At 29.5% G+C, this 3306-nt stretch carries 3 protein-coding genes; 2 read left to right on the forward strand and 1 reads right to left on the reverse strand.

The genetic code is table 11. The features are described from left to right. The coding region (gene dnaE / locus AC30RD_RS07565) for a DNA polymerase III subunit alpha (RefSeq protein WP_489493832.1) at positions 1-1975 on the forward strand (1975 nt) is incomplete at its 5' end. 28 nt (positions 1976-2003) lie between these two features. Here the strand turns inward: dnaE and AC30RD_RS07570 are convergent. Further along, positions 2004-3038, reverse strand: coding sequence for a DUF234 domain-containing protein (locus AC30RD_RS07570; RefSeq protein WP_489493834.1), 1035 nt, complete (start codon positions 3036-3038; stop codon positions 2004-2006). On the opposite strand from AC30RD_RS07570, the gene AC30RD_RS07575 reads away from it, so the two are divergent. After that, a complete protein-coding gene (locus AC30RD_RS07575) occupies positions 3027-3245 on the forward strand; it encodes a hypothetical protein (RefSeq protein ID WP_489493836.1) in 219 nt (72 codons plus the stop codon). The genes AC30RD_RS07570 and AC30RD_RS07575 overlap by 12 nt on opposite strands. Positions 3246-3306 lie beyond the last annotated feature (61 nt).

The raw sequence follows: 3306 nt of genomic DNA on the forward strand, positions 1-3306 counted from the left end.
ATGGAAGTTTGCATTGGCTCTTGAAGGGTTAAAAAGAAACGCAGGCATGCATGCTGCGGGTGTTGTTATAAGCAATGAAGAGCTTTGGAATAAGACTCCTTTATATAAGCCTTCCGGTGAAGAGACGTTAGTAACCCAATACTCTTTAAACTTTTTAGAAGATGTAGATTTAATAAAATTTGACTTTTTAGGGCTTAAAACCTTAACGGTTATCGATAACGCTTTGAAACTTATCCAAAAAAGATATAACAAAAAAATAGATTGGGAAAAGGTTGATATAAACGATAAAAAAGTTTATGATCTTATACAAAGCGGGCATACGTTGGGACTATTTCAGATAGAATCACAAGGTATGCAAAGACTCAACGCAAGACTTAAACCTACTACTTTTGAAGATATCATAGCGGTATTGGCTCTTTATCGCCCAGGCCCTATGGAATCTGGAATGCTTGAGGATTTTATAGAAAGAAAGCACGGTAGAAAAAAGATATATTATCCATTTGAAGAAGTAAGTTTTGATGAGTTAAAAGAGACTTTAGAACCTACATATGGAATGATAGTGTATCAAGAGCAGGTTATGCAAATCGTTCAAATAATTGGCGGTTTTAGCCTTGGTGAAGCCGACATCATTAGGCGAGCTATGGGTAAAAAGAAAAAAGATTTAATGGAGGAGTATAAAAAAGATTTTGTTAAAAGGGCGAGTGATAGAGGATATGACGCAAAAAAAGCCGAGACTCTTTTTGAGTTGATAGAGAAATTTGCCGGATATGGATTTAACAAGTCCCATTCTGCGGCATATGCTATGATAACTTTTCAAACAGCTTTTTTAAAAACATATTTTCCTCAAGAGTTTATGTCCGCACTTTTAACAAGTGAGCAAGATAATACCGATAAAATTGTTAAATATGTTGATGAGGTAAAAAGATTGAAAATAAAACTTTTACCTCCAGATATTAAAAAGTCTTCACTTGAATTTAGCGCTACAAAAATAGATGATGAAGATGTTATATTGTTTGGGTTAGGGGCCATTAAAGGGGTTGGCGAGAGTGCAATAGAGTCTATTTTAGAAGCAAGGTCTCAGAAGAATTTTGAAAATTTAGACGATTTTTTACATAGAATAGATCCTACCAAAGTAAATAAAAAGGTTTTGGAATCACTGATAAAATCAGGAGCTATGGATAGTTTTGGGTATAGTCGAAAAACTCTTTTGCATAATATAGAAAAGATTGTTGAAACTACCCATGAGATCGCAAGAGCAAAAAAGATGGCCGAAAATTCTCTTTTTGGTGATATGGAAGAGATGACGGCAATAAAGATTGAACTAGAAGATCTTGGAGAGTTTGATTTAAAAACGATTCTTGAGCTTGAAAAAGAGACTTTGGGCTTTTATGTTTCTGGTCATCCGCTAGATAATTTTAGAGAAGAACTTGAAAAGATAAATTATACTCTATCGAGCGATTTGGAAAATATCGCAGATGGTAGTGAAGCTTTGTTTATAGGCAAAGTTGAAGAGATAAAAACGAAAATTAGTAAAAAGGGCAATAAATTTGGTATCGTAAATATAATGGATTTACATGGGAATATTGAGTTGATGCTTTTTAGCGATAAGCTTGAAGAGTTAGAAAATATGGATCTTGACAAACCAATAGCTTTTAAGACATATGTGACAAAAGATGGAGATTTTATAAGGATTAGATGCGATAAGATAATGAGTTTGCAAGAAGCTAAAAATGAAAAAATTGACACGAAAATAGAAGAAAAATATGAAGAACCTATTATAATTAAACTAAATCTATCTCATGAGCTAAAACTTTTAGAAGAGCTTTATAGATTGGCACAAAATCATCCCGGAAAAAGACCACTAAAACTTGTTATCTCTTCAAAACTTCAAGAGGTAGAGATTGAATCAAACATTTATGTTAATAGTGATTTGGTAAATGAACTCTCAAAACTTGATGGAGTATATGTTGCGTAAATAAATTAAACAAATATCAAACGAATGGCTAAAACTCAAAAGAGTAGGGTATTTTTTCTTTTTTTCTATAAGGGGCTTCTTTCCCTGCCCAATCTTTTAAATCCTCCAAATCAAAAAGTAAAATATTTTTATCTCTATTTTTTAAAAGTTCATTACTAAAACCACTTTTTGAAAAAAGGGCATAAAATTTTGCGTCAATTTGGGCGATTTTACATTTTTTTTGAAGAGAAGTTAATGTTTTTTTACATATCTTGCTATTTTTCCATTTACATTCACCAACAATTATCTCTCCGTTTTCTAATGAGGCTAAAATATCAAGCTCGATTTTTCTATCCCAATAGCTGCCCCAAGCAGTTAATTTTTTAAATTTTTCTTTTATTAACTCGTTTGATAACTCTTCATATGTTAGACTAACATAATTGTCAAAATCGTTTTTTATTATTTTTAATATTTTAGAAAAATTATCGTTTTTTAACTCTTCAAAATTTGGCTCTATATATCTAAACCAAAATCTAAAAAAGGGTTTTTTAAATTTTATTTTATGAGAAATTCTATATTTTCTAACAGTTTTTTTCAATTTTTGTTTAGGGTGCTCTTTTTGAATGGGTTGTTCTCTTGAATACTCTTTTTTAACAATATTTGAGTTTATGAGGTTTTCTATTTTCAATTTTCCCTCAATATCCGTTAAATTTACTTTTTTAACTGCGCTATTAATTTTTCTATCACCGATTGCAAAAACAGTTAAGAGCTCGTTTGTTTTAAAAGAGTGATTTTTTATAACCTTTTCTTTTAAAAATGTAAGATTTTTGAAGATTTTGTCTTCAATTTGAGAGAAAATATCATCTTTGAAGTCTATTTTTATAAAATTTTCGCAACCACTAAAAACTGAATAATACTCAATTGCTTTTTCTATCTCTTCTCTTTTAAAATTATTGTAAAATTTTAAAAACTCTTTTTTTATTTGATTACTCCTGAAAGATTTATTTTTTATTATATCAAAACTTAATATTTTTAAAAAATTTTGATAAATATTTAGTAAAAGGATCTTTAGTTGGATAAACAAAACTCAAAAATAAGAAGAAAATTTATTCCAAGATGTAGATATTGTAGGACAAATAAATATGTAATACCTATAATTTACGGCTTTAAGATAGATAAAGATTTATTAGAAAAAGAAAAAGAAAAAAAGATAAAAATAGGATCTATAGCAAGAAGTATAGATGCACCAAATTGGCACTGTAAAAAATGTGATAACGAGTTTTTAAGATGAGGTTTAAAAAAACCGGAGTTTTAGATTTTAAAAGTATAAAAGAGATTTTAGAAAAAGAGGG

The organism is Nitrosophilus sp. (assembly GCF_982775275.1).